25 protein-coding genes and 3 tRNA genes are annotated in these 26,253 nt (G+C 54.6%); 15 read left to right on the forward strand and 13 right to left on the reverse strand.

Annotated elements, in window-relative coordinates; genetic code table 11:
- Positions 1-189 precede the first annotated feature (189 nt).
- Positions 190-579: a tautomerase family protein gene (locus tag CRO33_RS11885; RefSeq protein WP_034826287.1), complete on the reverse strand. Its 390-nt coding sequence runs from the start codon at positions 577-579 to the stop codon at positions 190-192.
- A 120-nt stretch (positions 580-699) separates the two neighbouring features.
- Here CRO33_RS11885 and CRO33_RS11890 point away from each other — a divergent pair, with 120 nt between their 5' ends.
- Positions 700-1,623: a LysR family transcriptional regulator gene (locus tag CRO33_RS11890; protein ID WP_045832974.1), complete on the forward strand. Its 924-nt coding sequence runs from the start codon at positions 700-702 to the stop codon at positions 1,621-1,623.
- On the opposite strand, the gene CRO33_RS11895 is transcribed toward CRO33_RS11890, so the two are convergent.
- On the reverse strand, positions 1,597-2,610 hold the full coding sequence (locus CRO33_RS11895; protein WP_097118283.1) for a glycosyltransferase family 32 protein: 1,014 nt from the start codon (positions 2,608-2,610) through the stop codon (positions 1,597-1,599). The two genes, CRO33_RS11890 and CRO33_RS11895, sit on opposite strands and share 27 nt — an antisense overlap.
- Before the next feature lie 416 nt (positions 2,611-3,026).
- Between CRO33_RS11895 and CRO33_RS11900 the strand changes: the two genes are divergently transcribed.
- A complete protein-coding gene (locus tag CRO33_RS11900; protein ID WP_097118284.1) occupies positions 3,027-3,977 on the forward strand; it encodes a YncE family protein in 951 nt (316 codons plus the stop codon).
- A gap of 70 nt (positions 3,978-4,047) precedes the next feature.
- Here the strand turns inward: CRO33_RS11900 and CRO33_RS11905 are convergent, their stop codons facing one another.
- Complete coding sequence (locus tag CRO33_RS11905; protein WP_097118285.1) at positions 4,048-4,602, reverse strand: histidine phosphatase family protein; 555 nt, start codon at positions 4,600-4,602, stop codon at positions 4,048-4,050.
- 581 nt (positions 4,603-5,183) lie between these two features.
- On the opposite strand from CRO33_RS11905, the gene CRO33_RS11910 reads away from it, so the two are divergent.
- The 4 genes from CRO33_RS11910 to CRO33_RS11925 all read left to right on the forward strand — a co-directional run bounded on the left by CRO33_RS11910 (position 5,184) and on the right by CRO33_RS11925 (position 10,181).
- Positions 5,184-6,578 carry an MFS transporter gene (locus CRO33_RS11910; RefSeq protein ID WP_097118286.1) on the forward strand — a complete coding sequence of 465 codons (1,395 nt, stop codon included), beginning with the start codon at positions 5,184-5,186 and terminating at the stop codon, positions 6,576-6,578.
- 77 nt (positions 6,579-6,655) lie between these two features.
- The gene (locus tag CRO33_RS11915) at positions 6,656-7,678 is read left to right on the forward strand and encodes a LacI family DNA-binding transcriptional regulator (protein WP_058959396.1); all 1,023 of its coding nucleotides are present in this window, start codon (positions 6,656-6,658) and stop codon (positions 7,676-7,678) included.
- 12 nt (positions 7,679-7,690) lie between these two features.
- Positions 7,691-8,674 carry a nucleoside hydrolase gene (locus tag CRO33_RS11920; RefSeq protein WP_097118287.1) on the forward strand — a complete coding sequence of 328 codons (984 nt, stop codon included), beginning with the start codon at positions 7,691-7,693 and terminating at the stop codon, positions 8,672-8,674.
- A gap of 253 nt (positions 8,675-8,927) precedes the next feature.
- Positions 8,928-10,181 carry an MFS transporter gene (locus tag CRO33_RS11925; RefSeq protein ID WP_176505764.1) on the forward strand — a complete coding sequence of 418 codons (1,254 nt, stop codon included), beginning with the start codon at positions 8,928-8,930 and terminating at the stop codon, positions 10,179-10,181.
- Here the strand turns inward: CRO33_RS11925 and CRO33_RS11930 are convergent.
- The 3 genes from CRO33_RS11930 to CRO33_RS11940 all read right to left on the reverse strand — a co-directional run bounded on the left by CRO33_RS11930 (position 10,178) and on the right by CRO33_RS11940 (position 12,776).
- Complete coding sequence (locus CRO33_RS11930) at positions 10,178-10,642, reverse strand: YbaK/EbsC family protein (RefSeq protein ID WP_097118289.1); 465 nt, start codon at positions 10,640-10,642, stop codon at positions 10,178-10,180. The two genes, CRO33_RS11925 and CRO33_RS11930, sit on opposite strands and share 4 nt — an antisense overlap.
- 95 nt (positions 10,643-10,737) lie before the next feature.
- The gene (gene fhuF, locus CRO33_RS11935) at positions 10,738-11,532 is read right to left on the reverse strand and encodes a siderophore-iron reductase FhuF (RefSeq protein WP_097118290.1); all 795 of its coding nucleotides are present in this window, start codon (positions 11,530-11,532) and stop codon (positions 10,738-10,740) included.
- A gap of 149 nt (positions 11,533-11,681) precedes the next feature.
- The gene (locus CRO33_RS11940; RefSeq protein WP_034826268.1) at positions 11,682-12,776 is read right to left on the reverse strand and encodes a GGDEF domain-containing protein; all 1,095 of its coding nucleotides are present in this window, start codon (positions 12,774-12,776) and stop codon (positions 11,682-11,684) included.
- A gap of 229 nt (positions 12,777-13,005) precedes the next feature.
- Here CRO33_RS11940 and CRO33_RS11945 point away from each other — a divergent pair, with 229 nt between their 5' ends.
- Entirely contained in the window at positions 13,006-13,290 is a 285-nt protein-coding gene (locus CRO33_RS11945) for a DUF1435 domain-containing protein (RefSeq protein ID WP_097118291.1), read from the forward strand.
- Between the two features lie 100 nt (positions 13,291-13,390).
- On the opposite strand, the gene CRO33_RS11950 is transcribed toward CRO33_RS11945, so the two are convergent.
- The 4 genes from CRO33_RS11950 to rsmC form a co-directional block, all read right to left on the reverse strand.
- Positions 13,391-13,477: transfer RNA gene (locus CRO33_RS11950), tRNA-Leu, on the reverse strand.
- Positions 13,478-13,516: 39 nt separating this feature from the next.
- A tRNA-Leu gene (locus tag CRO33_RS11955) sits at positions 13,517-13,603 on the reverse strand.
- A gap of 30 nt (positions 13,604-13,633) precedes the next feature.
- Positions 13,634-13,720: transfer RNA gene (locus CRO33_RS11960), tRNA-Leu, on the reverse strand.
- Positions 13,721-13,861: 141 nt separating this feature from the next.
- Entirely contained in the window at positions 13,862-14,896 is a 1,035-nt protein-coding gene (rsmC, locus tag CRO33_RS11965) for a 16S rRNA (guanine(1207)-N(2))-methyltransferase RsmC (protein ID WP_097118292.1), read from the reverse strand.
- Between the two features lie 106 nt (positions 14,897-15,002).
- On the opposite strand from rsmC, the gene CRO33_RS11970 reads away from it, so the two are divergent.
- From CRO33_RS11970 to yjjJ, 4 genes are all read left to right on the forward strand, one after another.
- On the forward strand, positions 15,003-15,413 hold the full coding sequence (locus tag CRO33_RS11970) for a DNA polymerase III subunit psi (protein ID WP_058959393.1): 411 nt from the start codon (positions 15,003-15,005) through the stop codon (positions 15,411-15,413).
- The gene (rimI, locus tag CRO33_RS11975) at positions 15,385-15,825 is read left to right on the forward strand and encodes a ribosomal protein S18-alanine N-acetyltransferase (protein WP_097118293.1); all 441 of its coding nucleotides are present in this window, start codon (positions 15,385-15,387) and stop codon (positions 15,823-15,825) included. The genes CRO33_RS11970 and rimI overlap by 29 nt, the downstream gene beginning before the upstream one ends.
- A gap of 11 nt (positions 15,826-15,836) precedes the next feature.
- Entirely contained in the window at positions 15,837-16,520 is a 684-nt protein-coding gene (yjjG, locus tag CRO33_RS11980; protein WP_058959391.1) for a pyrimidine 5'-nucleotidase, read from the forward strand.
- 128 nt (positions 16,521-16,648) lie between these two features.
- Positions 16,649-17,971 (forward strand): type II toxin-antitoxin system HipA family toxin YjjJ, encoded by a 1,323-nt coding sequence (gene yjjJ / locus CRO33_RS11985; protein ID WP_097118294.1) that lies wholly within the window; start codon positions 16,649-16,651, stop codon positions 17,969-17,971.
- On the opposite strand, the gene CRO33_RS11990 is transcribed toward yjjJ, so the two are convergent.
- Positions 17,968-18,645 carry a YtjB family periplasmic protein gene (locus tag CRO33_RS11990; RefSeq protein ID WP_097118295.1) on the reverse strand — a complete coding sequence of 226 codons (678 nt, stop codon included), beginning with the start codon at positions 18,643-18,645 and terminating at the stop codon, positions 17,968-17,970. The genes yjjJ and CRO33_RS11990 overlap by 4 nt on opposite strands.
- 107 nt (positions 18,646-18,752) lie before the next feature.
- On the opposite strand from CRO33_RS11990, the gene serB reads away from it, so the two are divergent.
- The 3 genes from serB to nadR all read left to right on the forward strand — a co-directional run bounded on the left by serB (position 18,753) and on the right by nadR (position 22,529).
- Entirely contained in the window at positions 18,753-19,730 is a 978-nt protein-coding gene (gene serB, locus CRO33_RS11995; protein WP_034826251.1) for a phosphoserine phosphatase, read from the forward strand.
- A 13-nt stretch (positions 19,731-19,743) separates the two neighbouring features.
- A complete protein-coding gene (radA, locus tag CRO33_RS12000; RefSeq protein ID WP_034826249.1) occupies positions 19,744-21,126 on the forward strand; it encodes a DNA repair protein RadA in 1,383 nt (460 codons plus the stop codon).
- A gap of 176 nt (positions 21,127-21,302) precedes the next feature.
- On the forward strand, positions 21,303-22,529 hold the full coding sequence (gene nadR / locus CRO33_RS12005) for a multifunctional transcriptional regulator/nicotinamide-nucleotide adenylyltransferase/ribosylnicotinamide kinase NadR (RefSeq protein WP_034826244.1): 1,227 nt from the start codon (positions 21,303-21,305) through the stop codon (positions 22,527-22,529).
- A gap of 52 nt (positions 22,530-22,581) precedes the next feature.
- Here nadR and ettA read toward each other — a convergent pair whose 3' ends face one another.
- The gene (gene ettA / locus CRO33_RS12010; RefSeq protein WP_072017012.1) at positions 22,582-24,249 is read right to left on the reverse strand and encodes an energy-dependent translational throttle protein EttA; all 1,668 of its coding nucleotides are present in this window, start codon (positions 24,247-24,249) and stop codon (positions 22,582-22,584) included.
- A 185-nt stretch (positions 24,250-24,434) separates the two neighbouring features.
- Between ettA and CRO33_RS12015 the strand changes: the two genes are divergently transcribed.
- A complete protein-coding gene (locus tag CRO33_RS12015; protein WP_097118296.1) occupies positions 24,435-25,382 on the forward strand; it encodes a 2-hydroxyacid dehydrogenase in 948 nt (315 codons plus the stop codon).
- A gap of 2 nt (positions 25,383-25,384) precedes the next feature.
- Here the strand turns inward: CRO33_RS12015 and deoR are convergent, their stop codons facing one another.
- Positions 25,385-26,149, reverse strand: a complete 765-nt coding sequence (deoR, locus tag CRO33_RS12020) for a DNA-binding transcriptional repressor DeoR (protein WP_097118406.1) — start codon at positions 26,147-26,149, stop codon at positions 25,385-25,387.
- Between the last annotated feature and the right edge of the window lie 104 nt (positions 26,150-26,253).

Raw genomic sequence — 26,253 nt, forward strand, 5'->3', positions numbered from 1 at the left:
TGACGCCATCCCTGCGCCCTCGGCCCTCTTTGGGGGTTATGCGTCAATTTATATGGGCTGTCACAGTGCTGCAACATAACCACACAGAATTGTGCGGCGGGTTCCGATCCGTTTAAGGCAGGTTTAGATTGACTATGGTTTGACCTGGCAGCAACGCACGCGTCGCTGCCAGCGAGGGGCGAGGAGGGATTAGAGCTTACCAGTCAGATACTGCGCTTCGCCGTCGGCAAAGCTCCAGTCGCCTTTGCTGTTAGTGATAAAACTGATCATCAGATCGTTACCCTGCACGCCACAATTTTCCTGCAACTCGCGCGCTAACTCTGCCATGAAGAGCGTTTTCTGTTCTTCGCTTCTTGGGCTGGTGTACACGCGCACCATCACCAGGTTATCGGTCCGCTCGAAACCCAGCCCGGTATCCTGAAACACCATTTGATAACGTTTATTCTCATGAACAATCTGATAGCGATCCCGCGCGGGTACTTTGAACGCGGTTAATACCGCGCGGTGCGCGGCGTCCAGCAAGGTACGAATTTCTGATTCAGAACGGCCCTGAATCACATCAAAAGTCAGTAACGGCATAAATAAACCCTCTTTTTTGCTCACAAGATAAGAGTAGGATGTGGCTTTATGCTGCCGCTTGCTGCAGGAAAGAAAAAGCGCGCTGGTTGAAATGATTATTTATTATTTTGAACAATCCATATGAAAGAAATCAAAACTGATGCGCTCTGGGTGCATTTGCACTGGCTAACGGTGCTGGCTGAACTGGGCAGTTTTACTCGTGCAGCTGAACGATTAGATGTCAGCAAAGCGGCCATGAGCCAAAAGATTAAAGAGTTGGAAGAGATGGCGGGGGTGTCACTGGTGCAGCGCACCACGCGCAGCGTGCGTCTGACCTCGGCGGGCGAGAAGCTGGTGGATGAGTTGCGCGATCCTTTCGCGCGCATCGCCCAAAGCTTTTTCAGCGTGCGTGATGAGGCCGGGCCAGTTCGCGGCCTGGTGCGTGTCAGCGCGCCGGTGGCGTTTGCACGTCAGCAGCTGGTGCCGATTATCGGTGATTTTTTGCGAGAGTATCCGCAGGTGCGGCTGCAGCTGGATGTTACCGATCGCTTAGTGTCGTTAGGCAGTGAAGGATTTGATCTCGCCATCCGCCACAGCCAGACATTGCCCGAAACCCATGTGGCGTTGCCGCTGTGTGAGACGCGCGCGCTGTTAGTGGCCTCGCCGGCTTATCTGGCGCAAAACGGTGTGCCTCAGGTGCCAGAATCGTTGCAGCAACATAACTGCCTCTACTACCCGCGTGGTCTGGAATCGCCACAATGGCGTTTCCGCCCGGTGAGTGGCGGCAGTGAATCCGTGCAGGTGAAAATTCAGGGTAATTTTGCCACCAATAACAGCGAATCAATCCGTGATGCCGCGTTGCAAGGGCTGGGCATTGCCATGCTGCCCGATTTCAGCGCCGCGGCGGCGCTGGCAGCAGGCACGTTGCAACAGGTTCTGCCGCAGTGGCAAACCGTGGATGCTTTTGCCGATCGGCTGTGGGTGGTACGCCCGTATGCGGCACAGGTGCCACGGGCGGTGACCACCTTTATCCACTGGCTACGCGCGCGCTTTGTTGATGGGTGAAGCCAACGCCATCGCCGCATGCGGCTGCATCATCTCACCCAGCAGGCTGCTGCGGTTGTAATTGCCTAAACGCAGGTTGAAGTCGAGGTGCATCTGTTCGTTACCGCTGAGCTTAATCACCGGTGGTGGTGTCATAGGACGCTGGTTGAACAGGATGGCATGTGCAAACGCCTCGCTTTTCCAGCCGCTCAAACGCTGATAATAGTAAGCGTTGGCTTCACACTTGCGCAGATAGAGATTCACCCGACGATATTCCCGCATCGCCGCCTGTTGTGCCAGTGAACCCAACTGCTGCTGAGGTTGATCAATTTTCTGGGTCAGGAGTGAAAAGTCATCGCGCTTGTTGAGCTCGTTGAAATAATTCTGCTCACCCAGATGTTTGATGGGGGCGTATTGCTTCTGCCATTCACGAATAAACGGGTTATTCGGAGCCGCCGCCAGAAACCAGTTTTCAATCACTGGCGCCAGATAATTGACGGTGGAGTTTTCACGATAATAACCAATCACATCCATGCAGCGCTCTTGATGAGCACGATGTACCCATGAGAGATCTTCAAATAACAGCGTGCTGCAATCAATGGCAATACCGCCGTAGCGCAACAGCAGTTCCAGACGAATGACTTCGCTTTTTTGCTGTTCGCTTAATAATGTTGAGGTGAAAATAAAATCAGGTAAAACTTCTTTTACCGTTAATCGATTGAGCAAATAGATATCGTGATCAGGATTATCTTTGCGCAGCTTTTGAATATTTAACATCATGGATTTCGGTAAATATTCATTATCCCAATACATCCACACTTTTTTCGGTATTTCTGGCAGCGACTTTTCGCCAGAAAACAACACGATATTGTCCTCTTCGCGAGGATCGTACTCCGGCGCGCAGAGCGCAGTATGCTGTTTTTTCTGCAGTAATGTCTGGCTGGTAAAAGCGATTCTTTTCCAGTTCTGCCAGAGCGCGAGCGCTGGCTGGAGACGTTTTTTATTCATGGTGCACCTGATTATTGTGATTATGGTGGCAAGGATTCCCTGATGCTGGCAGCTTATGCGCTCTTATGTTTCCTCACGGCTGTGTGTAAAAAGTACTCACATCAGCTTAATAAAGCATTCTGGCCTTAGAGGCTATGACTTTTTTTTTCTTTCAGATAAAACGGAAAATGAAGGATCCGTTAAGGGTAAAATTTCCCGGAAATAATTGAATGGCCGACTGATTTTATAATTAATCATCATTAGGACTATTCCTAATAAAATAACTTGGCCTTGGCGCTGGCTGCGGCTTAGATAAAAAATCCCCGCATTCAAATGGTTTAAAGCGGCTACATTTTTCGCTGGCCTGGCAGGGATTTGCCCCTTCCTGATGCAGGTTAACTACGCTTAGACGAGGTGGTTAACACAAAGGAGGCACTATGCAGCCACACAACCGTGGATTACTGGCGGTCGATAAGCAGGGGAATCGGGTTCTGTTTCTCGATCCCGACACCTTTGCCGTGCAACAGGAGCTGAATGCGTTTCCGCCGCGTCCGCATGAGCTACTGATGTTGCCTGAGCAAGATAAAGCCTATGTGCCGATCTATGGTGATGGCATTCATGGAGACAATCCCCACCCCGGTCACAAAGTGGCGGTGATCGATCTACGCAAACGCCAGATCAGCGGTTTTATCGACTTATCTCCGTTGCAGTCGCCCCACAGTGGCCAATTGGGCCGCGATGGCAAAGTCTACCTCTGCTGTGAAAACAGTGCGGCCGTGGCAGTCATCGATCCCGTTACCGATAGGGTGGAAAAAATGATTAAGCTGCCATCGCACAATGCGCATCGTCTGACGCTCTCACCCAGCGGGCGTAAATTGTTCACAGAGAACGAAGAAGACGCCAGCATCACGGTGGTGGATCTGTGCGAGGCAGAAGGGCGCATCATTGACAACATTCTGCTGCCGGGGCCGATCTCCGGTATCGCGGCCTCGCCGAAGCATCCTTATCTGGTCGCTAGCGCGGCCGACGCGCCGTTACTGTATGTGGTCGATCGCCAAAGCCATCGTATTCGCCAGCGCATTAAACTCACGGCCCATCAACAGCCCTGCCAGGTGGTACGTTTTAGCGCCAACGGTGAGCGATTGGTAGCAATTGGCGATCAGGAGCCGCTCATCACACTGTTTGATGATTTACTCAATCCGTTGGGGGATGTTCCGGTCGGCAACAAACCGATGGATGGCTGTTTTAGTGCTGATAATCGAACGCTGTTGATTGCCAATGAAGGCGATGGATCATTAAGCGTGATTGATTTGCTGCAAATGAAAGTGATAGCGACCCCGAACGTCGGAAAAGGCTGTGAGGTGCTGAGTTACTTCCAGTTGAACTGACTGCGGGGGATCTCCTTGTGGCAACGTTCGTCAGGCACCTGATCGCGACGTTTGATTGGACGTAACAGGGTTAAATAAACGGGCGGTGGTAAATCGCGCTGCTCCAGTGGCGGCTGCTGGCATGTTTTTCCGCCTGCCAGCCGCGTTTACGCAATTCCCGGGCGATCATTTTGTTCATGATGCCGTGCCCCACCAGTAACACCGTTCCCTGTTTTGATAACGTGACCAACTTATCTGCCGCCTGACGCGCCCGTGCTCGGGCATGAGTCAACGATTCCACATGCCCGGCGTAACCGCATAACCATAACAGGCGCAAAAGAGCGAGCCAAACAGTCAGCGGCAGGTGCAGGCGTTCGAACGGCAGCAGCGGCATGGCCACTTCACTGAAAACCTCATCCACCTCATGCGGTTGCAGGCCGAGACGCGTGAGCGATGAACGCGCGCGGGGTAGCGGGCTGGAGGCGATCACGCGGGCCATTCGAGCGATGGCCATACTGCGCGGCGGCGGCGAGTCGCAAATGTCGGCCAGGTCATAGCCTTCACACCAGTCGGCCAGCGCTCGCGCAGTAAAGCGCCCGCTGACCGGATGGTCAGGTTTACCGTGTCGCATGAGGATGATGGTCATAGGCGCCCTGTGTGATTTTTACCCAGTGTAATGCAGGTGATAGCTGAACCGCACTGGCGAAAGGGTTTTAAGATTAATTCGCAATTGTCATTAAAGCTTAACTGATTTGTGCGAAAAAAAGCGCGATGAAGGATCAGCCACAACTCAGCTAATGATAAGCAACGCTCGTTAATTGCATTGAGGTTAATGCGCTGCTGTTGGTTTGAATGAGCTGTAATGTTATGAATTAACGCCATTTTTGCTTTCTAATCCCGAGCTATAGTGAAGATAAATTAATTATTTTCACTTTTATCACTTGATTTATCTACGCGCGTAGATAGACTGTGTCCACAGTGATAACTCACGGTGCCAGAGACAAAGTTGGCCTTGAGATGACGTGGTTACATTTGCCTTATTAATGCGATCGATGAAAAAAACATCGACGAGAACAGGCGAATGAGTGAATTCCAACACCAGGGAGTTCTTTTGACTTTCATCCAGGTTTGCCTACTGAACGTCTTCACCGGGGAGTTCCGCTTGTTGCAAGGGAACCGTCCCACGGAAGGGCGTTTGCTGTTTTCACCTATTTCAGGGAAAAGGTCATGACGGTACATCAGTCCGTTTCGCAACAAACTTCACTGAGCACCTCTTCAGCTGCTGACATGCGGCTGGAAACCTCTTCTGGCCGCAAAGATTTCTGGCGCGCCACCTTCTCTTGCTGGCTCGGCACGGCAATGGAGTATGCGGATTTCGCACTCTATGGCCTGGCAGCAGGCATCATCTTTGGCGATGTGTTTTTCCCCAATGCCACACCCGCTATGGCGCTGCTCTCCAGTTTTGCCACCTGGTCCGTCGGGTTTATTGCACGTCCAATTGGTGCGCTGCTGTTTGGCTGGATCGGTGACCGCAAAGGTCGCAAGACCGTGATGATCGCCACCATCATCCTGATGGGCGCATCGACAACCTTGATTGGTCTCATCCCTTCTTACGCCACGATCGGCGTCTGGGCACCCGCTTGTCTGGTGCTGTTGCGCTTTACCCAAGGGTTGGGCGCCGGTGCGGAACTGTCTGGTGGCACCGTGATGCTGGGCGAATATGCCCCGGTTGCGCGTCGCGGTCTGGTCTCTTCCGTGATTGCCCTCGGCTCGAATAGTGGCACGCTGATCGCTTCGCTGGTGTGGCTGGCGGTGATTCAGATGGATAAACAAACCTTGCTGGATTGGGGATGGCGTATTCCGTTCCTCAGTAGCGTGCTGATTGCCGTGGTCGCGTTATGGCTGCGTCGCCATCTGCGTGAAACCCCGGTGTTTGAGCGCCAGCAGGCGCATCTGCAGGCAGAGCGTAGCGCCACATTGCAGCATGCCGCCGCCGAGGTTGATACCCGCAGTTTCTGGCAGCGCAGCCGTGCGTTCTGGACGATGGTCGGCTTACGTATCGGCGAAAACGGTCCTTCCTATCTGGCGCAGGGCTTTATCGTCGGTTATGTCGCGAAAGTGCTAATGCTCGATAAGTCGGTGCCAACGACGGCGGTGTTTATTGCCTCGCTGCTGGGTTTCCTGATTATTCCGTTTGCCGGTTGGATGTCTGACCGCTTTGGCCGCCGTATCACCTACCGTGGTTTCTGTCTGCTGCTGATGATTTACGCCTGGCCGGCATTCAGCCTGATGGACAGCCGTGACCCGGCGATTGTGATCCCGGTGATGGTCGTAGGCATGGCGCTGGCCTCGCTCGGTATTTTTGGGGTGCAGGCCGCGTGGGGTGTGGAAATGTTTGGTGTCAAACACCGTTACACCAAGATGGCGGTGGCAAAAGAGCTGGGGTCTATCCTTTCTGGAGGGACAGCACCTTTGGTGGCTGCGGCGCTGTTATCGCTCACCGGACACTGGTGGGCGATTGCCGTGTACTTCTCGGCGATGGCGACCATCGGTTTTCTGACCACGTTTGTGGCACCGGAAACGCGTGGGCGCGATCTGAATCTACCGGAAGATGCGATCTGACGCGCAACACGCTGTAAGTGAAACAGTGCCATTGGCCGGTTATTCCGGCCAATGGCATTCATGCAGAGGCAAGAGCATTGGCGAAATCCCCAGGCGGAAATGTAACACGTAGCGATGTGGCGAAAGCCGCCGGCACCTCAGTGGCAGTCGTGAGCTACGTGATTAACAACGGACCGCGCCCGGTGGCGGAAGCCACGCGGCTGCGGGTGCTGGAAGCGATTAAACAGACCGGCTATCGACCGAATGCGGTGGCGCGAGCATTGGCATCCGGCAGCACCAAAACCTTTGGCCTGGTAGTGCCAAATATCAGCAACCCCTTCGTGGCTTCGATGGCGCATATGCTGCTGCAGGAGTCGCTGGATCACGGCCACGTGATGCTGCTGGGGGATGCCGGAGATGATCGCAAGCGTGAGCTGGAACTGATTCAGGGCTTGCTGAATCGTCAGGTGGATGGCCTGTTTTATACCAGTGTCGATCGCCACCCATACATTGATGTGATTCAGGCCAGTGGTACACCGCTGGTGATGCTGGATCGTGTTGCCCCCCGTCCTGGCGTGAGCATGTTGCGGGTCAATGAGCGCGAGGCCTCGCGTCAGGTGACTGAACATCTGCTCAGCCACGGTTATCAACAAGTTGGCATGATCAGCGGTCCGCTGGAGATGTTGAATGCCCAGGATCGTATTCAGGGCTGGCGCGATGCCATGGCAGAGAAAGGCCTGCAGGCAGATGAAGCCCTGATTTTCCCTGCCAGCTACTCGCGACAAGGCGGTTATGACGCCACAAAACGTATGATTGCCAGCGGACAGGTGCCGCGCGCGCTGTTTACCAGCAATGAGGGCCAGGCGATTGGCTGTATCCGTGCGCTCTCTGAACACGGTTTGCGCGTGCCGCAGGATGTCGCCCTGGTGTGCTTTAACGGCACCGATCAATCCGCGTTCCATGTCCCGACATTGACGACCGTACGTCAACCGCTGCGGGAAATGGCACGCAGCGCTATCGCCATGCTGAAAAATGGGGATGGCGAAGCCCAACTGGCAGAGTTCCCTCACTATCTTGAAATCGGTGAGTCCTGTGGTTGCCTGCTTACTCAACAAAAATAAACTTATAACATTATGAAAAGACTGATTATTGATTGTGATCCGGGAAATGGAATTGCAGGGGCGAACACCGATGACGGCCTGGCGCTGGCACTGGCGTTGGCATCACCTTCGCTGTCGGTTGAACTGATTACCACCGTCACTGGCAATACGCCGAGTGCGGTAGGGGCGCAGGTTGCCAAAGATTTACTCCAGCGATTAGGGCTGAATATTCCCGTAGTGCAGGGCGCGTTACAGGCACTCCGCGAAGACCCCGCCCCCTGGCGCGCACGCCTCGATGGCGTCAAGGATGCGAACCTCGCTGAACTGTGGCGGGGCGTGCGTAAGCCGCAGTTGCTCGCGGCAGATGGCAATGATGCCACAGGCGTAATGGGCCAGCTGATTTGCGATAATCCCGGCGAATTTACTCTGGTGGCGATCGGTCCTCTGACTAATGTGGCGCAGGCGTTGCAGCGTTATCCACAGATGGCTGAATCCGTGGCAGAAATTGTGATTATGGGCGGTGTGTTCGCTTTAGATGATTACATCAAAGACACCAACTTTGGTCTGGATCCCGAAGCGGCGCATCAAGTGCTGCACAGCGGAGCAGCCATCACGCTGGTGCCAATGGATGCCACCACACAAACATTGATGACCCATCAGGATCTTAATCGTCTGACGACCAACAACCACCCATTGCCACAATTTGTCCGCGAGACGCTGCGCCCGTGGATTGACTACTCGATTCGCACTCGCCATCTGCCGGGCTGCTGGATCCACGACGCGCTGGTGATTGCCTGGCTACTCAATCAGCGCGTGGCGGATGGGGTGGATTACTTTGTCGATATTGAGTTACGTGCTGGCGCAACGCGCGGCAAGAGCTGGCGGTATCGGTCGCCACTGCGCCTGGACATTGGCGTGCCGGAGCAGACCGGGGCATTGGTGCACGTGATGCAGAACGTCAACAATCCGTTGCTGCTGGAGATGATTGAGAAGGCGTTTAATCAACTGCAGCGCTGAATGCCCATAGATGGGTGCGGCACACTGAGCCGCACCCGTCTTCCTGCCATACCGCCAGGAATTTGCCCTTTCAGATGGCACTGCTGTACGGCGGTGCAATGTTTCACTCGATGACACGCTTCCTTACACCGCGAATCACTCCCTGACAATTCCCCGCCGCAGCCCCCCTTTCTGACATGCTATATACAAATAGTTAACACAATAATAACCAGCGAAATCATTCGCCGGATAACGTTCCAATAAATTCTGGTCAATGAACCGGAAGCTAATCAGACAGGATACCCCTATGTTCAACTGGACTGCGACCCAGCGAAACGTGGCGTTTGCCAGTTTCGCCAGCTGGACGCTGGATGCGTTCGACTTCTTTATCCTGGTGTTTGTACTCAGCGATCTTGCCCAGTATTTCAACACCAGTGTCTCCGATGTTTCTGTTGCCATTATGCTCACGCTGGCGGTTCGACCAATTGGCGCGCTGATTTTTGGCCGTCTGGCTGAGAAGTATGGCCGCCGCCCGATTCTGATGCTCAATATCGTGATGTTCTCACTGTTTGAGCTGCTCTCTGCATGGTCACCGAACTTCACCGCCTTCCTCGCCTTCCGCGTGATTTACGGCGTGGCGATGGGCGGCATCTGGGGCGTGGCATCGTCACTGGCAATGGAAACCATTCCGGATCGCTCGCGTGGGCTGATGTCCGGCATCTTCCAGGCGGGCTACCCTTGTGGCTACTTGCTGGCATCGATCATTTTCGGACTGTTTTTCGAGTCGGTAGGCTGGCGCGGCATGTTCCTGATTGGCGCATTGCCGATTCTGCTGCTGCCGTTTATCTATTTTAAAGTGCCGGAATCCCCGGTCTGGCTGGCTGCACGCGAGCGTAAAGAGAGCACGGCGCTGCTGCCGATTATTCGTCAGCACTGGAAAATCTGCATCTACATGGTGCTGCTGATGGCGTGCTTTAACTTCTTTAGCCATGGCACCCAGGATCTCTATCCGACTTTCCTGAAAGTGCAGCATCAGTTTGATCCGCACACCGTGAGCATCATCGCCATCAGCTACAACATTGCGGCGATGCTGGGCGGGATTACTTTTGGTGCGCTGTCAGAACGCATTGGCCGTAAGAAAGCGATTATCCTTGCCTCCTTCCTTGCGCTGCCGGTGTTGCCGCTGTGGGCGTTTTCCGGCGGATCCTGGATGATTGGCATCGGCGCGTTCCTGATGCAGTTTATGGTGCAGGGCGCGTGGGGCGTAGTGCCGACCTATCTTACCGAACTGGTGCCTGCGAATGCACGTGCGGTACTGCCGGGCTTTGTTTATCAGTTGGGTAATCTGATTGCCTCGGTCAATGCGACCTTGCAGTCACGCATTGCCGAGGCTCACGGCGGCAACTACGGCCTGGGGATGGCGATCGTTGCCGGTACGGTGGCGGTGCTGATTTGCGTGTTTGTCGCCTTTGGGCGAGAGACGCGGGGTATTGAAATATCCGGTGCCGTGGCGCGCGAACAGCGTTAAAGCGCCTCGCAGACATCGACCCATTTCGCCGCAGTCAGCTCAGCCATGCGCTGCGGCGAAATGCGCACTGCACTGTGAATCGAACCTGCCGCGGGCAGCACTTCATCAAAACCGCGCAGGGTCACATCACAATAAACGGTCAGCGGATTTTCCAGTCCAAAGGGGCAGACGCCGCCTACCGGATGTCCGGTCCAGTTCACCACCTTATCCACACTCAACATGCGGGCCTTAGCGCCGAGTGCGGCTTTCAGCTTGCGGTTGTCGAGGCGGGCATCACCGCGCGTGACGATCAGCACAATGGCATCCTTCACTTTCAACGACAGGGTTTTGGCGATTTGCCCCGGCATCACGCCATGGACGCGTGCGGCCAGTTCTACCGTGGCGGTGCTTTCCGGCATCTCGATGATGTCGATATCCGGTGCATGTTCGGCAAAGAAGTGCCGTACCGACTCCAGGCTCATTTTTTTCTCCGGTAAAAACAGAGCCTAAAAGCTGCCATAAGGGGGGAAAAGTGTAAACGGGATAAAAAGAGAATCTGTAACAGAATGCGCGCCGGTTAAACCACTTTTAACGTGCAGTTACCACAGCGTTCCACGTCCGGAATGCGATAGCGCTGGCAGCAACTGCGACGTTCCATCTCGCCATGACGCGGGATCATGGTGCGATAAAGCGGATTGTCGCTGCCATCCAGCAGAGTCTGGGTGAAGAACAATGCCTGTTCCAGCTGAGTGATGACGGGCGCGGATAACTGGCCTTTCAGTTCACCTAGGAACCAGTAAAACGAATAACCCATGTTGTTCCAGATGAGTTTGGCGTTGATATCACCGTGCTGCGTCATGCCGTTGACAGCCGGGATCAGGCATTGCTGAATCAGGCGGTCAATGCGCTGCTGTGCACTCAGGTAACGCGCCTCTTCATCTTCTTGCACATCAATCCAGAAAGCACAGGGATGGCCGTTTTTATGAAATTCCACATGAATCAGATGGGGGGCGCACTTCAATGCCCGCGGCTCCTGCAGCAACATCAGCATCAGCGGGGGCAACAGCAAGCCAAAATACCATTGTGCCCAAAGTGACTGCAGCGGTTTGGCTTCCTGTTGCACATCAGGGTGATTGCGATAGAGATAATCGCTATAGCGCTGTGTCAGGCGACGATAGTGCAGCGGAGTGGACCACTCGGCCAGCGTCAAGGTCCCTACGGGAGCGGCCTGGCCGAGTTTGACGTTATCCAGCATGTAGCTTCGTTGCTCGCGCATCAGATCTTCCAGTGCGCTCGCTAAGCTGCGGTCGCTCTGCATAAAAATCAGAGGATGGTCGCTAACGCGATGATCCTGACGCGTAATGATGGTCATGCCGGTCCTGAGTGATAACGGGAATCGTGAGACAAATGATAATCGTTACTGTCAATGCGAACAAGATGTCATCAAGCGAAGAAGGGGGATGGCGCCACTTATCAGGATCCGATGCTGCTCCGTGATAAATGGCTTCGCTCATCTACCGGTTACATCAGGTCATTACTGACTTGCGTCAGCCTCGGCAAATCTTCCCAGGCGAGTATGGTGTTACGCCCCTGATTTTTCGCGACGTATAATGCGCGGTCAGCATTTGCCACCGCCTGGTCAAACTCATCGCCAAAAATAGGCGCGATCCCGGCACTGATGGTGACATGAGTGGAGACCTTTTCATTAAAGCGATGCGGGATTTCGAGGTCCACTACGTACTGACGAATGCGCTCCGCCAGCTTCATCGCAATCGAGGCATTAACGTTGGTCATCAGCACCAGAAACTCTTCACCGCCATACCGTGTTACCACATCGCGTGAACGCACGGCATCACGAATGGCAACCGATACCCGCGCCAGCGCCTGATCGCCCATCGCATGACCGTAGTTGTCGTTGTAGGCTTTGAAGTGGTCAATATCCAGCAGCAGTACGTAATGACTGCCCGCGTGGTTTTCCAGGATGGTGTCGAGGCGATTTTTCAGGCCACGGCGGTTATACAAACCAGTGAGCGGATCCAGCATACTCAAATCGCTAAAACTCTCTTTTTCCTCATATAGCTGGCTAACCAGTCGTCGGGTAAAAGTATCAAAGCGGCGGCGCATTAAATGATGCAGCGAGAAACCAATCAACGGCAGCGTGATCGTAAAAATGATCATCATTAAATGCTGACCATCATCTAATAGCAATACGGTTAATACGGGGGGCGTAATGTGTAAACAAAATGCGATCAAATAATCACTGAGCGCAATGGCACTGACAAAAAATACGCTTAACAAGCTGATTATTAAAAAGCTGCCATCAAAATAAAAAACCTGATGATACCTGTGGTTAATGTGCCATGCCCAGAGCGCACCTAATATCATGGCAACAGGATTTAATAGCGGTAATTTCCGTTTTGGCATCATCAGACAAACGGTCAGTAATGTCAGGCTGAAAGCCGCGACAATCCCTACTGGCAGCGAGCTTACCGGGCTATCTGTGCCTAAAAAAGGTAACAGGCAAAAAAGCGAAACGGCGACATTTAAAAACAAAAAGAGCATCAGCGAAAGCCGATATTTGCTGTGTTTCAACTCATCATAAGATTGTAATTTCATTATTATTACTCTTCACAGCCCTGAAATATCAAAGCGCTACCCGTGGGAAATACTCCCGCAAATCGGATAGTGAGCACGTTATTGACGTGTTATCGAAATAGTTATCGGCGGCAATTTAGCATTTTCCAGTAAATCTGTCATCCAACGCATCCCTCGATAAAAAATTCGCTGCAAGATGAGAAATATTGTCATATGATAATACGAATATTTATCATTTGAGGGTTGCGCGATGATCATGGCGATGATGGCTGCCTGCGGCTTATGGGGCGTGAGCTGGATGATGGGTAAGCGGCTAGACAGCGGTTGGGGAGTCTTGTTGCCCTGTGCGGCTTTACCGATTTTTGCGCTGTGGGAGCCGAGTTTCAGCCAGTGGCGCGTGGTGATGATTGTTGCGCTGTTGATGACAGTAGTGATGCTGTTCCATCATCGTCTGCGTCACTATCTGCTGCTGCCTTCTTGCCTGGCATTGGCCGGGGGCGCTGCGGCCGTTACGGTGAACTTCCACATTATTTGATGCCGTTTTCGAACGGCAGAAACGACAAAACACGCTTAGCGCGTGATTTTTTTGGTTTAATTCAACATTGGGAATTGACTGCCAGGAAAGTAAGACAACGTGGTGCGAAGGGAGGGACTTGAACCCTCACGTCCGTAAGAACACTAACACCTGAAGCTAGCGCGTCTACCAATTCCGCCACCATCGCATTGTGTTGTCTTTACTTGTCTTGTTTATACCATCGCATTGGTGCGAAGGGAGGGACTTGAACCCTCACGTCCGTAAGAACACTAACACCTGAAGCTAGCGCGTCTACCAATTCCGCCACCATCGCTCAGTGCTATGATATAAACTTTGTGATTATTGGTGCGAGGGGAGGGACTTGAACCCTCACGTCCGTAAGGACACTAACACCTGAAGCTAGCGCGTCTACCAATTCCGCCACCGTCGCGTACCCTGCAACACTCTAAAGTATTGCTAACCACGGAGGCGCATTCTAGAGATTTTACTCTTTGCGTCAATACATATTTCACGACGATGAAACGATTGCTGCAAAAAACAACATTTTCACCGTCGGAAAGCGCAAAATGGGTTATTTACGCGCTTTGGCGCCGCGTCCGTAGACGGCACGGTAGACCTTAAAGCGTCCGGTCTGCGCCAGCACTTCGTGGTTACCGAAGGTCTCATCCAGAATCTGCGGATAGGGTAGGAAGGCGTTAGCCACAATACGCAGTTCACCGCCGCTGTTCAGATGCTTCAAGGCACCACGAATCAGCGTGTTGGCCGCATCGAGGCTGGTTTGCAGGCCGTCATGGAACGGTGGATTAGAGATGATCATATCGAAACGGCCGGTGACATCCGAGAAGACGTTACTGGCGAACACTTCCCCTTCCAGTTCGTTGGCGGCCAGCGTCAGCTTACTGGCTTCAATCGCTGCGGCATGCACATCACAGAGCCACAACCGCACGCGCGGGGAGATTTGTGCCATCACGGTGGCCAGCACGCCGCTGCCGCAGCCGATATCCAGCACTTTGCCACGGAAGTGCGGCTCCAGCGTGGAGAGCAGCAGATCGCTACCGATATCCAGACCATCGCGGCTGAATACACCCGGCAGCGTGTGGATGGTGAGGTGCTCGATCATGTAACTATTGCCGTAGCTGCTGGCATCAAAGGTTGGCTGTGTATCCAGACGACCATGATAGAGACCGCAACGACGTGCACTGTCGACTTTTTCCAGTTTCGTCCAGTCTTCCAGCATGCCTTCTGCACTGCGCACGCCGCTGCGGTTTTCACCGACCACAAAGATATCGCAGCCGACCGGCATCAGCGACAGCAGGTTTTGCAGCTGGAACTGCGCTTCTGGCTTGTTCTTCGTCCAGAAATAAACCAACGTATCGCAGCCTTCAACATCGGCGGCAGTGGCCACCATGCTGTAAACCGCACGTTCACCGAGGCGACGGCTCAGGTTCTGCCAGTGATGGTACTGCTGGGTGTGCACGCGCGTTGATGCGGTTTCCAGCTGGGCGGGCAGGTCATCCTGCAGGTCGCCAGCAAACAAAACATGGCGGGCGGTAAATTCATCACTGTGGCGCAGAATGACTTCGCTGGCCGGGGTAAAAGCAGACATGGAACGCTCCTGTTAAATCAGAGCGGGGATTATAGTGCTTTGTTGGCGCATGTTCGATGGGTTTGCTAGCATAGCGTCGCATTCTGGCAGCATAACGGGTAATAGCATGAGCACAAGGCGCGACTGGCTTCTACAGCAAATGGGGATTACGCAGTATCAATTGCGGCGTCCGCGCGTGCTGCAGGGAGAAATTGCCGTGACGCTGGCCCCGGACACCCGCCTGGTGATGGTGGCTGAACATGCCCCCGCGCTGCAGGAACCCTTAATTCGCGATGTCCTGCATGCCCTGAATATTCAGCCTTCGCAGGTGATGACGCTGACGCCGGAACAGCTGCCGATGCTGCCTGAGCAGGTGGATTGTGCCGGTTGGTTGCTGGGCGTCGAGAGCGAATACACCTTTAACGGCATCACCTTTTCCACCGCCGTTTTCAACGAATTAATCAGCAGTGGTGCGGCAAAACGCGCCCTGTGGCAACAGATGTGTAACCATGACAGCCATCTCTTTAGTCACCCCTGAAGACCAGCCGCAGCTGCTGGCCATTGAACGTCGCAGCCACGCTTTTCCGTGGAGCGAGCAGACGTTTGCCAGTAATCAGGGCGAACGTTTTGTGAATTATCGTCTGGAAGCCGAAGGTAAACTGGCAGGGTTCGCCATTACGCAAGTGGTGCTGGATGAAGCCTCGCTGTTCAACATTGCGGTCGATCCCGATTTTCAGCGCCGTGGCTATGCGCGCCAGCTGCTGCAACATTTGATTGCTGAGCTGGAAAAGCGCGATGTCATGACGCTGTGGCTAGAGGTGCGAGCCTCGAATCACCCGGCGATTGCGCTGTATGAGCAACTGGATTTCCATCAGGTCAGCGTACGCCCCAATTACTATCCCACCGCCAACGGTCGTGAAGATGCCATTATCATGGCGCTCACTCTCTAAAAAGGGACACTATGTTAAACGACTGGGACTGCATCCTGTTTGATGCGGATGACACACTTTTTCATTTTGACGCTTACGCCGGTTTACAGCGTATGTTTGCCAGCTATGACGTGCACTTCAGCGATCAGGATTACGCCGATTATCAGGCGATCAACAAACCGCTGTGGGTCGATTATCAAAACGGCACCATTTCAGCCTTGCAGCTGCAAACACGTCGTTTCACCCTGTGGGGTGAGAAACTCAGCGTCGCGCCTGAAGTGCTGAACAGTGATTTCCTCAGTGCGATGGCAGATATTTGCCTGCCTCTCGACGGTGCTGCTGAGTTGCTCAATGCGCTGAAGGGAAAGGTGAAGATCGCCATCATTACCAACGGCTTCACCGCTTTGCAGCAAGCACGTCTGGAACGTACCGGATTCCGCGAGTTCTTTGATGAGCTGGTGATTTCTGAGCAGGTCGGCGTACCGAAGCCGGATGTGGCGATTTTCGACCACACGCTGGCGTTGCTTGGCAACCCGGATCGCAGCCGGGTGTTGATGGTCGGTGATACACCTGAGTCTGACATTCTGGGTGGGATGAATGCCGGGCTAAAAACCTGCTGGATCGATCACGGCACACGCCCGTTACCGGAACATATTAAACCGACCTGGCAGGTGAAGACCCTGGCAGAGCTGCAGGCGTTGCTGACAGAACGCTAAAAGTATCTATTCACCGTTAACGTTGTGATGATTCGAAGAAGCCCGCTGTGCGGGCTTTTTTTATGATAAAATCTATGCATAAATCTATTCACGAATCTATTCATCAGACGCTGATAGGGTGAACGACAATGGCCGATCTGCAAAGTTTGCTGCTAGCGGGGCCGCTCAGTGCAGCCGATTTACTGCAACGCTCTGGCATTAGTCAGGCGACGTTGTCGCGGCAATTACGACAACAGCCCCAAATCGTGAAATGGGGCAAAGCCCGCGCGACGCGTTATGCCTTGCTCCGTCCGATTCGCGGCAAAAGCCGCTTCCCACTGTATCGCATTTCTGCACAAGGCCAGGCGCAGCCCGCGGGTGCTTTGTTACCCACCTGGCCGCAGGGCAGTTGCCTGCATCAGGATGAGCAGGGCCGAGGCCACTTTTTCGAAGGGTTGCCGTGGTTTTTACAGGATATGCGCCCGCAGGGCTTTATCGGTCGTCAGTGGGGTAGAGAGAATGCCCACCCATTAGGATTGAATGATGACATTCGCCTGTGGAGTGATGATCAGTGCTTAATGGCGTTGGCAAGCGGTGGTGTCGATATGCCGGGCGCGTTCATCATCGGTGAACACACCTATCAGCGTTGGTTAGAGCAGGAAGCACCGCACGCCATCAGCGAAAAAGAGAAAACGTTAACGTATCCGCAGCGAGCACATCATGCGCTGAGTGGGGATGAGCCCGGGTCATCAGCGGGGGGCGAGCAACCTAAATTCCTCTGTTATGCCGCGACAGACAATGGCGATCGTCACTGTCTGGTGAAATTCACTGTGGCGCGCCACAGTGATAATGCGCAGCGCTGGCGCGATTTGCTAAGTGCGGAACATCTGGCATTAAAGCATTTGCATGCTACAGGCGTGGCCGCGGCGCAGAGCCAGTTGATTGAAGGTGCAGAGCAGTTATTTCTCGAAGTGCAGCGTTTTGATCGCATCGGTGAGCGTGGTCGACGTGAGATGAGTTCACTTGAGGCCGTCAGCGCAGAGTTTGTTGGTCATCAACAACACTGGCCTGCCGCGCTGCGTGAACTGCACCATCAGCAGCGCATTGATGATGTCACCCTACAGCGTGGCACCTTGCAATGGGCATTTGGTCGCCTGATTGGTAACAGTGATATGCACGCAGGGAATTTGTCTTTCTTCACCGACCAGGAAAAATTCAGTCTGACGCCAGCCTACGACATGCTGCCTATGGCACTGGCACCGAACGCGCAGGGGCATATGCGTGATGAACTGTCATTAACGCTGGATTTTTCATTACCAGGTGAGGTGTGGCGTGCTGCCAGCACTATGGCGAAAACCTACTGGCAGGCGATTGCGGATGACGAAACGTTCAGCGCCAACTTCCAGCGTATCGCCACGCAAGCATGGCAGCAGTTGGATACGCTGGATGAGACCATCCGCAAAATGGCTTAAAGGCTTTTTTCATTTTCTGAGTTAGTGGCCGCTTCTTCTTCCTCTCGTTCCTTATCCTCTTTTACCGCGCGGCTGGCGGTGAGCAGGAACGGTGATTGCTGCCAGCGGGTACGGCGGTCGCGCAGCAGGGTGCGTGTCAGGATGATGCCAATCGCCAGCGCCAGCAGCATCATCAACCGCAAAATGTTGGTGGTGTTGTCCACCTGGCGTGATTCGGTGACCAGCACGTGGGTATCCAGGGTCACGCGCAGGAATCCCTGTGGCCCCTCTTTGCCTTCCAGCGGCTGTACGATTTGATGGTTGAAGTAGCTGCCGGCACGTTTACCATCCAGCGCCAGACGATCGCGCACGTTAATGCTTTCGCCGCTGTGCGCCACCAGGCTGCCGTCGTCGGCATACACCGAGGCATCCAGAATGCGGCTGTTATCGGTCATCTGATTAAGGATGGCTTCGATTTGCGTACGGTTGTCGTCGCTGTTGTCCATCAGCGGTTTGAGGCTAAATGCCACCTGGCGCGTCAGCGTATGCGCGAGTTCTTCCACCTGCTCAGAGCGTGCCATTTGGTGGCCGAGACTGAACCAGGATGCCCCTTGCATCAGCACCACTAACAGGGCCAGCGAGATAAGAACAATCACCGTGCGATGCAGGCGAAATTTCAGTGCGGTTTTAACCATCAGAAACCCGTGTGACGTAACAGCAGAAAGGCTGGCAATTATGTTGCCAGAACCCGCGCAGACAAGGTAGCCTCTTGCGTGGTTTTGTTGTCCCTACAGGAGCTGTAATGCCAAATCGTCTTACCTGGTGCGATCTGCCCGCCGATGTTTCACTCTGGCCGGGTCTACCCCTTTCTCTCAGCGGTGATGAAGTGATGCCGCTGGATTACCGTGCCGGTCGGACTGGCTGGTTGCTGTATGGGCGCGGACTCGATAAACAAAAACTGACCGATTATCAGCATCTGCTGGGTGCGGCGATGGTGATCGTTAGTGCCTGGAATGTCGATGAGTATCAGGTGGTTCGTCTGGCCGGTTCGCTGACGCCCCGTGCGACCAAACTGGCGCACGATGTGGGATTTGATGTGGCGCCGCTTGGCAAGATCCCGCATCTGAAAACCCCAGGATTGCTGGTGATGGATATGGATTCCACCGCGATTCAGATCGAATGCATCGATGAGATCGCCAAACTGGCGGGCTGCGGCGAGCAGGTGTCAGAAGTCACCGAACGCGCGATGCGCGGTGAGCTGGACTTCAAAGCCAGCCTGCGTGAGCGCGTGGCAAAACTGGCGGGCGCTGATGCCAACATCCTTAAGCAAGTACGCGATACGCTGCCTCTGATGCCGGGCCTGACCACGCTGGTACATAAACTGCAGGCGCTGGGCTGGCAGGTGGCGATTGCCTCCGGCGGCTTCACTTACTACGCCGACCATTTGCGTCAGACATTGCATCTGGCTGCGGCCGTCGCCAACGAGCTGGAAATGCGCGATGGTAAGCTGACGGGCGAAGTGCTGGGGCAGATTGTGGATGCCCAATTTAAAGCCGATACCCTGAAGAATCTCGCTGAACGTCATGAAATCGCGCCAGAACAAACGGTTGCGATTGGCGATGGCGCCAACGATCTGCCGATGATCAAGGCGGCGGGATTGGGTATCGCTTACCATGCTAAACCAAAAGTGAATGAGCAGGCGTCGATCATTATCCGTCATGCCGATCTGATGGGGGTGTTCTGCATCCTGACCGGCAGCCTGATTCACGAAGAGCGTTAACTGAGGATTTGATTTGGCCAAAGCGGCAAAACGCGCCTTCGTTTGTAACGAGTGTGGCGCAGATTATCCACGCTGGCAGGGGCAATGCAGCGCCTGCAACGCGTGGAACACCATCACCGAGGTGCGTATTGCCGCCTCGCCTGCGGCAGCGCGTAATGAGCGCCTGAGTGGCTATGCCGGTAGCGCGGGACCCGGCCGGGTGCAGAAGCTGTCCGAGATCAGCCTCGAAGCCGTGCCGCGTTTCTCCACCAGCTTCAAAGAGTTTGATCGCGTGTTGGGGGGCGGCGTAGTGCCAGGCAGTGCGATTTTGATCGGGGGTAATCCGGGAGCCGGTAAATCGACGCTGCTGTTGCAGGTGATGTGCAAGCTGTCCGAAGGGATGAAAACCCTGTACGTCACTGGCGAAGAGTCACTGCAACAGGTCGCGATGCGCGCCCATCGTCTGGGATTGCCCACTGAAAACCTGAATATGTTGTCGGAAACCAGCATCGAGCAGATCTGTCTGATCGCCGAGCAGGAGCAGCCGAAACTGATGGTTATCGACTCCATCCAGGTGATGCACATGGCGGATATCCAGTCTTCGCCCGGGAGCGTAGCGCAGGTGCGTGAAACTGCCGCTTACCTGACGCGCTTCGCTAAAACACGCGGCGTGGCGATTGTGATGGTCGGCCACGTGACCAAAGATGGCTCGCTGGCCGGGCCAAAAGTGCTGGAGCACTGCATCGACTGTTCAGTGATGCTGGATGGCGATGCCGATTCCCGTTTCCGCACGCTGCGCAGTCATAAAAACCGCTTCGGTGCGGTGAACGAATTGGGCGTGTTCGCCATGACCGAGCAGGGCATGCGTGAAATCAGCAATCCATCCGCCATTTTCCTGTCACGTGGAGATGAAGTCACCTCTGGCAGTTCGGTTATGGTGGTGTGGGAAGGTTCGCGTCCGCTGCTGGTGGAGATTCAGGCGCTGGTGGATCACTCGATGATGGGCAACCCGCGTCGCGTCGCTGTTGGCCTGGAGCAAAACCGTCTGGCGATTTTGCTGGCAGTGCTGCATCGACACGGTGGTTTGCAGATGGCGGATCAGGATGTGTTCGTCAACGTGGTCGGCGGTGTGAAAGTCACCGAAACCAGTGCTGATCTTGCGCTGCTGCTGGCAATGGTATCAAGCTTGCGCGATCGTCCGCTGCCGCAGGATCTGGTGATCTTCGGCGAAGTGGGGCTGGCGGGGGAGATACGTCCGGTGCCAAGTGGTCAGGAGCGCATATCCGAAGCGGCCAAGCACGGTTTCAAACGTGCGATTGTGCCGGCGGGCAATGCACCGAAGAAAGCGATTGAAGGCATGAAGGTGTATAGCGCGAAGAAGCTGGCGGATGCGCTGGCGATATTAGACGAGCTGTAATTTCGCCGGGCGGCATACCTGCCGCCCCTGCCTTTTACCGTCACTGTAGCGTGCGCATTCATGCGCATCTTGATAAACGTACCGCACAGACTTTTCCCTCTCACGTAAACGGGAGAGGGCCGGGGTGGGGGCCAGCGCATACCCCATCCCATTCTTTCCTATGCAGGAGGCACCAAATGTCATCGTTCGACTACCTGAAAACCGCCATACGCCAGCAGGGCCATACGCTGCAGCAGGTTGCAGATGCCAGCGGGATGACCAAAGGCTACTTGAGCCAGTTGCTGAATGCCAAAATCAAAAGCCCCAGCGCGCAAAAGCTGGAAGCACTGCATCGATTTCTTGGGCTGGAATTCCCCCGTCGTGACAAAACCGTTGGCGTGGTGTTCGGTAAGTTCTACCCGCTGCACACCGGCCACATCTATCTGATCCAGCGCGCCTGCAGCCAGGTGGATGAGCTGCACATCATCATGGGCCATGACGATCCGCGCGATCGTGAGCTGTTTGAAAACAGTGCCATGTCACAGCAGCCGACCGTCAGCGATCGTCTGCGTTGGTTGTTACAGACCTTCAAGTACCAGAAGAACATCCGCATCCACTCGTTTGATGAAGAGGGGATCGAACCTTATCCACACGGCTGGGATGTGTGGAGCGAAGGGGTAAAGAAATTCCTCTCCGAGCAGGGCATTGAGCCGGATTGCATTTACACCAGTGAAGAGCCGGATGCGGCGATGTATCAACAGCATCTCGGCATCTCGACGGTGGTGATCGATCCCAACCGATCCTTTATGAACATCAGCGGCGGGCAGATTCGCCAGGATCCGTTCCGCTACTGGGAATATATTCCCACCGAAGTGAAGCCGTTCTTTGTGCGCACCGTGGCGATCCTAGGCGGGGAATCCAGCGGCAAATCCACGCTGGTCAACAAGCTGGCAAATATCTTCAATACCACCAGCGCGTGGGAATATGGCCGCGATTATGTGTTCTCGCACCTCGGTGGCGATGAGATGGCGCTGCAGTATTCAGACTACGACAAGATTGCCTTAGGGCAGGCGCAGTACATTGATTTCGCGGTGAAATACGCCAGCAAAGTGGCGTTTATCGATACCGATTTTGTCACCACGCAGGCGTTTTGCCTCAAGTATGAAGGGCGCGAGCATCCGTTTGTGCAGGCGCTGATCGATGAGTACCGTTTCGATCTGGTGATCTTGCTGGAGAACAATGTGCCGTGGGTGGCTGACGGTTTGCGCAGCCTGGGCAGCTCAATGGATCGTCGCGAGTTTCAGTCGATGCTGGTGACCATGTTGCGTGAAAACAATATCGACTTCGTCCATGTCAAAGAGGATGACTACGACACGCGCTTCCTGCGCTGCGTTGAACTGGTGAAGCAGATGCTGGGGGCCTAACCCTCCAGCAATAAAAAAGGCGCCAATCGGCGCCTTTTTCACATCATAACAATTACTTCGCCATACGCTTGTACTTGATACGCTTCGGCTCCAGCGCGTCAGCGCCGAGGGTGCGTTTCTTGTACTCTTCGTACTCGGTAAAGTTACCTTCGAAGAACTCCACCTTACCTTCATCCTGATAATCGATGATGTGGGTGGCGATACGGTCGAGGAACCAACGGTCATGCGAGATCACCATGGCACAGCCTGGGAACTCCAGCAGGGCGTTTTCCAGCGCGCGCAGGGTTTCGATGTCCAGGTCGTTGGTCGGTTCATCGAGCAGCAACAGGTTGCCGCCAACCTGCAGCAGTTTCGCGAGGTGCAGACGACCACGCTCACCACCGGACAGTTCGCCAACGCGTTTGCCCTGATCGGTGCCTTTGAAGTTGAAGCGGCCGACATAGGCACGGCTTGGCATCTCAACGTTGCCGACGCGCATAATGTCCTGACCACCTGACACTTCTTCAAACACGGTTTTCGAATTGTCCATCGCGTCACGGAACTGGTCCACAGACGCCAGCTTGACGGTTTCGCCCAGCTCGATGGTGCCAGAATCGGGCTGTTCCTGACCGGACATCATGCGGAACAGGGTCGATTTACCGGCACCGTTCGGGCCGATGATGCCGACAATCGCGCCTTTCGGCACCGAGAAGGTCAGATCGTCGATCAGTACGCGGTCGCCATACGATTTGCTCAGGTTGGTCACTTCCAGCACTTTGTCGCCGAGGCGCGCACCTGGTGGAATGAACAATTCGTTAGTTTCGTTACGTTTCTGGTATTCGGTGTTGTTCAGCTCTTCGAAACGCGCCAGACGGGCTTTGCCCTTAGACTGACGGCCTTTCGCGCCCTGACGTACCCACTCCAGCTCTTTTTCAATCGACTTACGACGCGCCGCTTCAGAAGAAGCTTCCTGCGCCAGACGCTGATCTTTCTGCTCCAGCCAGGAAGAGTAGTTACCTTCCCACGGAATACCTTCACCGCGGTCCAGCTCCAGAATCCAGCCTGCAACGTTATCGAGGAAGTAACGGTCGTGCGTGATCGCCACCACGGTGCCTTCAAAGTCGTGCAGGAAACGTTCCAGCCAGGCCACGGATTCTGCATCCAGGTGGTTGGTCGGTTCGTCGAGCAGCAGCATGTCTGGCTTTTCGAGCAGCAGGCGGCACAGCGCGACGCGGCGGCGCTCACCACCGGACAGGTTGCCAATTTTGGCATCCCAGTCTGGCAGACGCATCGCATCAGCAGCACGGTTCAGCTGGGTGTCGAGGTTATGGCCATCGTGCGCCTGAATCACTTCTTCCAGACGACCTTGTTCGGCAGCCAGTTTATCGAAATCGGCATCAGGATCGGCATACAGTGCGTACACTTCGTCGAGACGCTTCAGCGCACCAACCACTTCAGAAACCGCCTCTTCCACAGATTCACGCACGGTGTGCTCTGGATTGAGTTTGGGTTCCTGCGGCAGATAGCCGACTTTAATGCCCGGTTGTGGGCGTGCTTCCCCTTCGATATCGGTATCAATACCGGCCATGATGCGCAGCAGGGTGGATTTACCCGCGCCGTTCAGGCCGAGTACACCGATTTTGGCGCCAGGGAAGAAGCTAAGAGAGATGTTCTTCAGAATGTGACGCTTCGGCGGAACCACTTTGCCGACGCGATGCATGCTATAGACGAATTGAGCCACGTTGTAATGAGCCTCTGGTCTGTGAATGGTGGAACCTCAGATGCTGAAGTTTAGCCGTTTTCACCTGGCAATCACAGCCGCATGGCGTTGAATCTTCTGGAGTGGGGTTGAACAGGGGATAACTGATTGATTCTCACTCAACAGTCGCTATGCTGCTTTTTTGCCTGGAAAACGGAGGGGGTTCGATGAAAGTGCTGATTGCTGCAGATGAACATGCCTGGGGCGGATTAATTCCGGCCATTCGTCAGACGTTACCGGATATGGAGTTTATTGCCTCGGCGGGCCATGCGGCGGAGAGTCTGGCCGGTTTTGATGCGCTAATTCCTGGTATGTGCCGGGTGGATGCCCGACTGATCGCCACGGCCGATCGCCTGAAGCTGTTGCAGCAGGCGGGTGTCGGGCTGGAAGGTGTCGATCTTGAAGCGGCCAAAAAGGCCGGCATTATGGTGGCGAATGTTCCCTCCGACCATTCCGGTAATGCCGATTCGGTGGCGGAATTGGGGATCTGGATGATGATTGGCCTGGCACGTCGCCAGCATGAGATCGCCGATTGCCTGGCGCAGCAGAGACTGGGTCAACCCATTGGCTTAGGCCTGATGGGCAAAACCGTGGGACTGGTGGGGCTGGGCGGCATCGGCAAAGCTTTGGCGAAGCGACTTGCTCCGTTTGGTATGCGCATGATCGGGGTAAAACGTGAAGCGGATGAAGCTTTTGCGCGTCAACATCAACTCGACTGGGTCGGCAATATGGCGCAGTTGCCGGAACTGTTGCAGCAAGCCGATTTTGTCGTGCTCAGTCTGCCTGACAATGCGGCGACGCATAACATCATTAATGCTGATGCGCTGGCGCAGATGAAACCAGACAGCTTCCTGATCAACCTGGGACGCGGTGGACTGATCGAGAAACAGGCCTTTCTGTCAGCGCTGGAGACAAAAAAATTGGCTGGAGCCGGGCTGGATGTGTTCTGGCAGGAACCACCCGATCCACAAGATCCGGTGTTCCGCTATAACGTGATCGCAACGCCGCACATTGGCGGCGTCACCGATGTCTCAATGAAGGGAATTATCAAAGGGATCTGCGATAACTTGCGCCGTCTGCGCGACGGCGACGCGGTGATCGATCGCAAGGCATAATTTTAAGGCAGGCGCAGCGGGATGTTCTGTTGCGCCAGCCAGCTCTTCAGCGCCGGTTCTGGCGCGCTGTCACTCACCAGTAAATCAAAATGGCGTAGCTCGCCAATGCGCGCGGGCAGCACTTTGCCAAATTTGCTGCTGTCCGCCACTAACACGCGCGTGCGCGAACGCAGCATGGCGTGATGTTTCATCGCTAGCTCATTGATGTTATAGCAGGTTGCGCCCTGTTCCGGATCGATCCCCGCGGCTGAGATAAAGGCCAGCGTCGGGCAGAGATCGTCGAGGATCGAGTGAGCGCCAATCGGTGTAAACAGCGCGTTATCGGCATGAAACTCGCCGCCACTCAATATCACATTACAGGCGGGTTTCTCTTTCAGCGCGAGGAAGGTGTTCATGGCGCAGCAAATCGCGGTGAACGCCAGCGTGTCCGGAATTGCATCCACGATATAAGGCAGGGTGGTGCCACAGTCGAAAAACACCGTGTCATTTTCGCTGATCAAACTGGCTGCGGCCTGCGCCAGGCGCTGTTTGCGTGCAGCGTTTTGCCCGTGCTGGTCGGAGACGAAATAGTGCCCGGCATGGCTTTTCGGATCGCTGACAATGTAGCCCCCGAGCAGGACCACCGTCGAAGCTGGCTCAGTCAGATCGCGACGAATAGTCATCTCTGAGACGCCCAACAGTTGCGCCGCATCTTTCAGGTGCAGCTTATCGGTGCGCTTCAGTGCTTGCGCCAGCTTGTGAATACGTTCTTCGCGCCGGGTTTCCATGAGCATCTCTGTGTTATGGCTATCCTGAGGGGAAAAGTTTTACCCGTCGGCGCGAGAGAAGCGCCACCGACAAACCAAGGTAAATCTCTCATATTTTAATGATT

Origin of the sequence: Pantoea sp. GL120224-02 (genome assembly GCF_900215395.1) — a bacterium.
GTDB classification, from domain to species: Bacteria; Pseudomonadota; Gammaproteobacteria; order Enterobacterales; family Enterobacteriaceae; genus Pantoea; species Pantoea communis.

Coding starts and splice junctions, on each gene's coding strand:
- CRO33_RS11885 (WP_034826287.1), bottom strand. CDS start 579: ATGCCGTTACTGACTTTTGATGTGATTCAGGGCCGTTCTGAATCAGAA.
- CRO33_RS11890 (WP_045832974.1), top strand. CDS start 700: ATGAAAGAAATCAAAACTGATGCGCTCTGGGTGCATTTGCACTGGCTA.
- CRO33_RS11895 (WP_097118283.1), bottom strand. CDS start 2,610: ATGAATAAAAAACGTCTCCAGCCAGCGCTCGCGCTCTGGCAGAACTGG.
- CRO33_RS11900 (WP_097118284.1), top strand. CDS start 3,027: ATGCAGCCACACAACCGTGGATTACTGGCGGTCGATAAGCAGGGGAAT.
- CRO33_RS11905 (WP_097118285.1), bottom strand. CDS start 4,602: ATGACCATCATCCTCATGCGACACGGTAAACCTGACCATCCGGTCAGC.
- CRO33_RS11910 (WP_097118286.1), top strand. CDS start 5,184: ATGACGGTACATCAGTCCGTTTCGCAACAAACTTCACTGAGCACCTCT.
- CRO33_RS11920 (WP_097118287.1), top strand. CDS start 7,691: ATGAAAAGACTGATTATTGATTGTGATCCGGGAAATGGAATTGCAGGG.
- CRO33_RS11925 (WP_176505764.1), top strand. CDS start 8,928: ATGAACCGGAAGCTAATCAGACAGGATACCCCTATGTTCAACTGGACT.
- CRO33_RS11930 (WP_097118289.1), bottom strand. CDS start 10,642: ATGAGCCTGGAGTCGGTACGGCACTTCTTTGCCGAACATGCACCGGAT.
- fhuF (WP_097118290.1), bottom strand. CDS start 11,532: ATGACCATCATTACGCGTCAGGATCATCGCGTTAGCGACCATCCTCTG.
- CRO33_RS11940 (WP_034826268.1), bottom strand. CDS start 12,776: ATGAAATTACAATCTTATGATGAGTTGAAACACAGCAAATATCGGCTT.
- CRO33_RS11945 (WP_097118291.1), top strand. CDS start 13,006: ATGATCATGGCGATGATGGCTGCCTGCGGCTTATGGGGCGTGAGCTGG.
- rsmC (WP_097118292.1), bottom strand. CDS start 14,896: ATGTCTGCTTTTACCCCGGCCAGCGAAGTCATTCTGCGCCACAGTGAT.
- CRO33_RS11970 (WP_058959393.1), top strand. CDS start 15,003: ATGAGCACAAGGCGCGACTGGCTTCTACAGCAAATGGGGATTACGCAG.
- rimI (WP_097118293.1), top strand. CDS start 15,385: ATGACAGCCATCTCTTTAGTCACCCCTGAAGACCAGCCGCAGCTGCTG.
- yjjG (WP_058959391.1), top strand. CDS start 15,837: ATGTTAAACGACTGGGACTGCATCCTGTTTGATGCGGATGACACACTT.
- yjjJ (WP_097118294.1), top strand. CDS start 16,649: ATGGCCGATCTGCAAAGTTTGCTGCTAGCGGGGCCGCTCAGTGCAGCC.
- CRO33_RS11990 (WP_097118295.1), bottom strand. CDS start 18,645: ATGGTTAAAACCGCACTGAAATTTCGCCTGCATCGCACGGTGATTGTT.
- serB (WP_034826251.1), top strand. CDS start 18,753: ATGCCAAATCGTCTTACCTGGTGCGATCTGCCCGCCGATGTTTCACTC.
- nadR (WP_034826244.1), top strand. CDS start 21,303: ATGTCATCGTTCGACTACCTGAAAACCGCCATACGCCAGCAGGGCCAT.
- CRO33_RS12015 (WP_097118296.1), top strand. CDS start 24,435: ATGAAAGTGCTGATTGCTGCAGATGAACATGCCTGGGGCGGATTAATT.
- deoR (WP_097118406.1), bottom strand. CDS start 26,149: ATGGAAACCCGGCGCGAAGAACGTATTCACAAGCTGGCGCAAGCACTG.